This window comes from Amycolatopsis sp. NPDC005961, from assembly GCF_040629235.1.
In the GTDB taxonomy this organism is placed as follows: domain Bacteria; phylum Actinomycetota; class Actinomycetes; order Mycobacteriales; family Pseudonocardiaceae; genus Amycolatopsis; species Amycolatopsis camponoti.
Genome location: NZ_JBEXVF010000009.1, coordinates 196,620 through 202,639 on the forward strand (window position 1 = coordinate 196,620; position 6,020 = coordinate 202,639).

Here is a 6,020-nt window from a genome sequence, read left to right on the forward strand (position 1 = left end):
AGCTCCAGTTCGGTTCTGCCGGCGGGTGGGGGGTCAGCGCATCGAGGCGACGAGGCTCGCCGGACGCAGGTCGGTCCAGTGCGTCTCGACGTACTCCAGGCACGCGGCGCGGGTGTCCACGCCGTGCACGGTCCGCCAGCCCTCGGGGACGTCCACAGTGGACGGCCAGAGCGAGTGCTGGTTCTCGGCGTTGACCAGGACCAGGAAGGTGCCGTTCTCGTCTTCGAAGGGGTTGGTCATGACTTCTTCTCCTCTGTGAGGGCGGCCCGGCCGAGTGCCGGGGTGGCGACGAGCAGGGCGAGCGCGACGAGCGCGACCGCGGCGTGGGCGAACATGGTGAGCGGGACGCCGATCGCCTCGGTGAGCACGCCGATCAGCAAGTTGCCGACCGGGGTGGCGGCGAGGGTGAACAGCGCGAGGATCGACATGACGCGTCCGCGCATCTCCGGCGTCGACCACCGCTGGGCGAGGCTCACGAGCACGAGCGCGGTGAGGCCGGCGACCAGGCCGAGCGCGAAGAAGGCGGCGATGCCGACGGCGAGGTTCGTCGTGGCCAGCAAGGCGAGGCAGACGACCTGCGCGGCGAGGCCGGCGGTGGCCAGCCGCCCGGCTTTCTCGCGCGGCGGCCACTTGACCGAGACGACGAAGGCGAGGGACGCGCCGAGCGTCATGGCGGTGAGCAGCCAGCCGGCGCCCCGGGTGCCGCCGAGCAGGACCAGGCCGAGGTTGATCGGACCGGCGCCGCTGAGCTCGAGGAGGCCGGTGACGATCATGGCGGTCCGCAGGGCGGGCCTCTTCGCGACGTACCGGCAACCTTCGCCGACGTCCCTCAGGAGCTGCTTGACCTTGACGCGCTCTCGCCGTGTTTCGGCTTTCCCGAGGGTCTTGGTGTTCCCGGCGGCGACGGCGGAGACGAGGAAGCTGACCCCGTTGACCGCGGCGACGACGACGAGCCCGCCGAGCCCGGCCAGCCACGACCCGAGCGCCCCACCGGCGGCTTGCCCACCCCGCACGGCGGCGAGGTAGACGGCGTTGCCCCGGACGAGGTGTTCGGGCGGCAGCAGGTTCGGGCGCAGCGCATCGGAGGCCGGGATGAAGAAGGCACTGGCGACGGCCATGACGACGATGAGCCCGGCGAGCAGCGGAACCCGCGGCCCGACCGCGAGCACGGCGGCGGCCCCGGCGAGCATGGCCCCGGCCCGGACCAGGTCGGTGGTGACGAGCACGCGCCGCGGCCCGGTCCGGTCGGCGACGGCGCCGCCGACGAGCAGGGTGAGGACTTTGGGGAGCGAACCGAGGGCGAGGATCAGGCCGGCGACGGCGGGCCCGGCGGTGCCGACGAGGGTGATCGAGAGGGCGATCAGCCAGACCGCGTCCCCGAAGGAGGAGAGGCCCATCGCGAGGACCAGGCCGAGGAAGGGAGCGGGGAGAGCTTTGCCGGCGCCGGTGGTGGGCCGGGCCGCGGTGCCTGGCTCGGTCGTGTCCATGCCCGGACCCGGCACGGTCGCACCGCCGCTCGCGGCGATGCCGGGCTCGGCCGCGGCAGTGCCGGACCCGCCCACACCGCCACGCATCGCAGCACCCGGCTGGGCAACGGCGGTAGCCACCTCGGCCCCGCCACCCCGCACTGCAGCACCTGCCCGGGCCGCAGCAGCGGTCGCGCCCTTCGCAGCCGCCGCGCCCGCGGCACCCGGCAAGGCAGCCACTGCACCGCACGCTGCCACAGCTCCCGGCGCAATCCCGGCGCCTCCTGCAGCGATACCCTGCTCGGCCACGGCAGCCGGGACCGCCGCGGCGCGGGGTTCCTCCACCGCCGTCATGACAGCACCTGCTCGCGCACCTGCTCCGGCGTTCCCGGGAACCACACGTCGTCGCGGGTCAGGGCGTCGGCTCGGTACTGGCCCAGTGCGCTCAGCAGCAGCCGCAGCTCCAAGGCCAGCGCCTCCGCGAACCGGACCAAACCGGAAACCGGGTCCGTGTCCACCGCCAGCAGCGCCGCCCGGCCGAGGCCCGCCGCGCGGGCGCCCAGTGCCAGGACCTTCGCCACCCGCGTCCCCTCCCACATGCGGCCCGACGCCAGCAGGCACCCGGCCGGCGTGCCGATGCGCGCCAGGCATTCCGCCAGTGGGAGCCCCACGGAGGCGAAAGATGTCGGGGCCCAGCCCGATCCGCCCTCGGCGCCATCGACCGTCACCGCGGAGGCCCCGGCCGCCCAAGCCACCGAAGCCGCCGAAGCCACGTCTCGGCCGGGTGGGAGCTTCACCCACACCCCGGCTCGCGGGAAGTTGTTGCGCATCAAGCGGATCTGCTGGCGGAGGATCTCGTCGGTGAACGTCCCCGGCGAGCTGCTCCGCAGTACCTGTGCGCCCAGCGAAGCGTCCACTGTGTACAAATCGGACAGTGAAGCGGCGACCGAAGGCGAGACCAGTGTCATCCCGCCGAGACCCGGCTTCGCGCCCTGGCCCACCTTCAGCTCGAACGCCAGCCGCCCGGACTCCAGCAACGGTGCCGCGGACGGGTCCGAGTACACGAGGTTCCACACCTCCGCGTCCGCGTCCTCGGTGCTCTGCTGGACGACCACGCCGCCGAGCCCGTCGGGCACCGCGTCCGCGTACGCCCGCATCCGCTCCAGCAGCGTCCCGTCCGACGCGCCGCCCGCACGGCCGTGGCCGTGCATCGGGACGACGTTCTCGCCGATCACCATCGGGATCCCGAGCCGCGCGGCCTGCGCCGACGCCGCGGCACCCAGGCCGGCGCCCGCCACCTGCGTCGATCCGAACGCCGACAGGTACAGCGGCAGCGAAGACTCGAAGCCGCCGATCGACGTCGACAGCGAGACGTCGCCGTACAGCGGCTCGCGGCCCAGCTCGATCAGCTTCTCCAGCCGCCGCGGCACGAACACCGGCGGCACCAGCCGGGCCTCGTCCAAGACATCACCAGATGACGAAGAAGCAGCAGCGCCGAACAACGAAGTCCCATAGGAAGAAGCGGGAGGGAAGACCGCCGCGGCACCCTGAAGCGCCCGTGCCCGAACCGAATCCTCCGGGAAGCCCCCGGCACTCAGCGCGGTCACGGCGAGACCACCCCCGGCAGCTTCGGGAACGCCGTCGCCTGCCACACCGCGTCCAGCCCGGCCACGTACCGCGTGAACCGCTGCACGCCCAGGCCGAACCCGGCGCTCGCCGGGATGCCGGTGCGGACCAGGTCGAGGTACCACGCGTACTTCGCCGGGTTCTCGCCCGTCTCGCGCATCCGCGTGACGATCCGGCCGTAGTCGTGCTCGCGCTCGCTGCCGCTGCACAGCTCGCCGTACCCCTCCGGCGCGATCAGGTCGAAGTTCCGCAGGACACCCGGCGTGGAAACGCTTTCCCGGTCGTAGAACCCGCGCGAGCCCTTCGGGTAGTCGACGAGGAAGAACGGCCGCGCGTGCTTCTCCGACAGGATCGCCTCCCCCGCCCAGTCGATCTCGGCGTCCTCGCTCTGCGGGTGCCCCAGCTCGCGCAAGGTCTCGACGGCGGTGGCATGCGACAGCCTGCCGAACGCGCCGCCGAGCAGGTCGGCGAACGCGCCCGAGTCACGGCCGAGCGCCTCCAGCACGTCGCCCGCGTCCTCCACGACGCGGCGCACCACGTGCGCCACCAGGTCCTGCAGCAGGTCGAGCACGTCGTCGCGGGACGCGCCGGCGACCTCGACGTCGAGCTGGTGGAACTCGGCCAGGTGCCGGCTCGTGTTCGCCGTCTCCAGGGGCTCCAGCCGCACGTTCGGCGCGACGTAGAAGATCTTCGGGAAGCCCAGCAGCGACGCCTGCTTGTACAGGATCGCGCTGGTCATCAGCTTGTAGCGGTGCCCGTAGAAGTCGACGTCGACCTGCTTGGCGCCGCGGCCGCCGGGGTCGGTGACCGGGCCGATCACCGGGGGCAGCAGCTCGGTGAAGCCGCGGGCGCCGAGGAACGCGCGCGCCTCGGTGAGCATCTTGTGCTGGAGGCCCAGCACGTGCCGCGTGGTCTCCGAGGTCAGGTGCGTGCGCGGGTCCGGCGGATCGGTGTGTTCCATGGCGTTCTCACTCCCAGCGGGTCGGGGCGGATCAGGACAGGACCGGGTCGAGCCTTCGGCGGTGGTAGGACAAGTCGGCGAGCAGGCGGGTCGCGCTGACCCGGTCGCGGCCGCGACGGCCGCCCAGCGCGGACGGCAGCGGCATCCGGCCGGTGTGCCACCACTGCAGGCGGCCTTCGTCGTCGAGCACGCACCGGGTTTCGTTGCCGTTGTCGGGGTGCAGGCAGTACGGGACGTCGAGCAGGCCGCGCTCGAACGCCGCCGGCAGCGCCTCGGCCAGCGTCGGGGCGAGCGAGCGCACCTCGTCGACCAGCAGCCGCGCCTGCGCGTACACCTCGGTGTCCCCCGCCGGCGGCGCGGCCGGAGCGGGCTGCTCCAGCGCCGTGGCGTGCGCCAGCCGCAGGGCCTCGACGTTCTCTTCGACGGTCGGGATCCGGTGCGCTTCCGCGGTGGTCTTGACGATCAGCCGCTCGGTGCCGGTGCGCACGGCGAGCCGGACGCTCTCGGCGACCAGCTCCCGCGCCCCGGCCGCGGACTCCGGGAACAGGCCCATGTAGGTGTAGAGCACGACGTGGTGGTCCACAGTGGACAGTTCTTCGGCGCACAGCCGGCGCATCGCCCACAGCGCTTCGGCGTCCTGCTCCGGGCTGGTCTGCTGCGCGTAGCTGGCCGACACGCTGCGCACGCCGTGCTCGGCGAAGAACAGGCACTCCAGCACCGACAGCGCGACGAGCAGGCCCGGCGGGCACAGCTGCCCGAGCATGCAGCCGCCGAAACTCTCCAGGTGGCACTCCACGGCCTGCCCGGCCAGCAGCGACGCCGAGCGCGACCACGACTTCGCCGCCGTCCGCAGCGGCACGCTGCTGTAGGGCAGGCAGTAGGACACCGGCCCGCCCTCGGAGGCGTCGAGCCCGGCTTCGAGCATCGTGGCGAAGATGTCCTCCGGCTGCGCCGATCCGTGCCGCACCTGGACCGGGAAGCGCGGGCCGTACAGGCCGTCCACCAGCTCGGCGGTGACGGCCGCGCCGAGCGCCACCAGCGGGTAGCCGTTGAGCGGGACGCCGGAGGCGAGGGAGATGGCGGCGAGGTCGTGCTGCCCGGTGCGGGTGTAGCTGTCCAGCGTCACGGTGCCGACGGCCGGCACCCCGGCTTCGGCGACCGCGCGCAGCCCGCGGCGCATGGTGACGGGATCCGAGAACCCCATGCGCGGCTGGACGAGCAGGGTCCGGCGGCGCCGGTGCTCGGCCACGAAGCTGCTGAACACCGACCGGGCAGCGGTCACCGCAAGGTCCGGACGTTCGCCGCGACGAACTCGCGGAACGACTCGATCGCCTGGCCGGAGTCGCCGGCGCCGACGTGGAACACCGCGTCGTAGCCCAGCGCCAGCAGCTCGGTCTCCAGCTCGGCGTTGGCGTCGCCCTGGACGCCGAGCTTGCCGCCGATGACGGCGGGCAGCCCGGCCAGCGCGGCGTCGGCGCGCAGCGCGGAGATCACCCGGGCGCCGTCGACGTGGCCGTGGCCGTTGATGGTGCTGATCACCAGGCAGTCCGGCCGCTCGGCGCGGCACGCGGCCAGCAGCCGGTCGACCGGGACGCAGGCGCCGAGGTTGACCACCTCGTGCCCCATCTCCTCCATGATCAGCTGGAGGGCGACGAGGTTCCACATGTGCGAGTCGGACTGGACGCTGGACAGGACGAACTTGAGCGGGGATCCGGCGGCCACACCGGGCCCGTCGGGGGTCTGCTCGATCTGGAACGTGGTCATCGTGCGTCGCTCCCTGTGCGTTCGGGGAACGTCCGCGGGGCGAGCCGCGAACTTCTCACGACGAATCGTCATCGCCGCGGGGCCGGCGCACATGGGTGCGGCGACCCCGCATTCCGCCGCCGCTCCCGGCCCTCGGTCCGCCTCGCGCGCGAGCGACGCGGGCGCGCGGCCGGGGGCCGTTCGTAATGCCAACCACATAAAAA

6 protein-coding genes are annotated in these 6,020 nt (G+C 73.1%); all 6 read right to left on the reverse strand.

Going from position 1 to position 6,020, the window contains the following annotated elements; translation table 11 throughout:
* Window positions 1-33: 33 nt before the first annotated feature.
* Window positions 34-240: an MbtH family protein gene (locus ABZ342_RS11270; RefSeq protein ID WP_155547042.1), complete on the reverse strand. Its 207-nt coding sequence runs from the start codon at window positions 238-240 to the stop codon at window positions 34-36.
* Window positions 237-1,574, reverse strand: a complete 1,338-nt coding sequence (locus tag ABZ342_RS11275; protein WP_360471458.1) for an MFS transporter — start codon at window positions 1,572-1,574, stop codon at window positions 237-239. Before ABZ342_RS11275 ends, ABZ342_RS11270 begins: the two co-directional genes overlap by 4 nt.
* A gap of 242 nt (window positions 1,575-1,816) precedes the next feature.
* Window positions 1,817-2,929, reverse strand: coding sequence for a glutamate synthase-related protein (locus tag ABZ342_RS11280; protein ID WP_360471461.1), 1,113 nt, complete (start codon window positions 2,927-2,929; stop codon window positions 1,817-1,819).
* 140 nt (window positions 2,930-3,069) lie between these two features.
* Window positions 3,070-4,053, reverse strand: coding sequence for an asparagine synthetase A (locus tag ABZ342_RS11285; RefSeq protein ID WP_360471464.1), 984 nt, complete (start codon window positions 4,051-4,053; stop codon window positions 3,070-3,072).
* Between the two features lie 31 nt (window positions 4,054-4,084).
* Window positions 4,085-5,335 carry a methylaspartate mutase gene (locus ABZ342_RS11290; RefSeq protein WP_360471467.1) on the reverse strand — a complete coding sequence of 417 codons (1,251 nt, stop codon included), beginning with the start codon at window positions 5,333-5,335 and terminating at the stop codon, window positions 4,085-4,087.
* On the reverse strand, window positions 5,332-5,817 hold the full coding sequence (locus ABZ342_RS11295; protein ID WP_155547038.1) for a cobalamin-dependent protein: 486 nt from the start codon (window positions 5,815-5,817) through the stop codon (window positions 5,332-5,334). Before ABZ342_RS11295 ends, ABZ342_RS11290 begins: the two co-directional genes overlap by 4 nt.
* Window positions 5,818-6,020 lie beyond the last annotated feature (203 nt).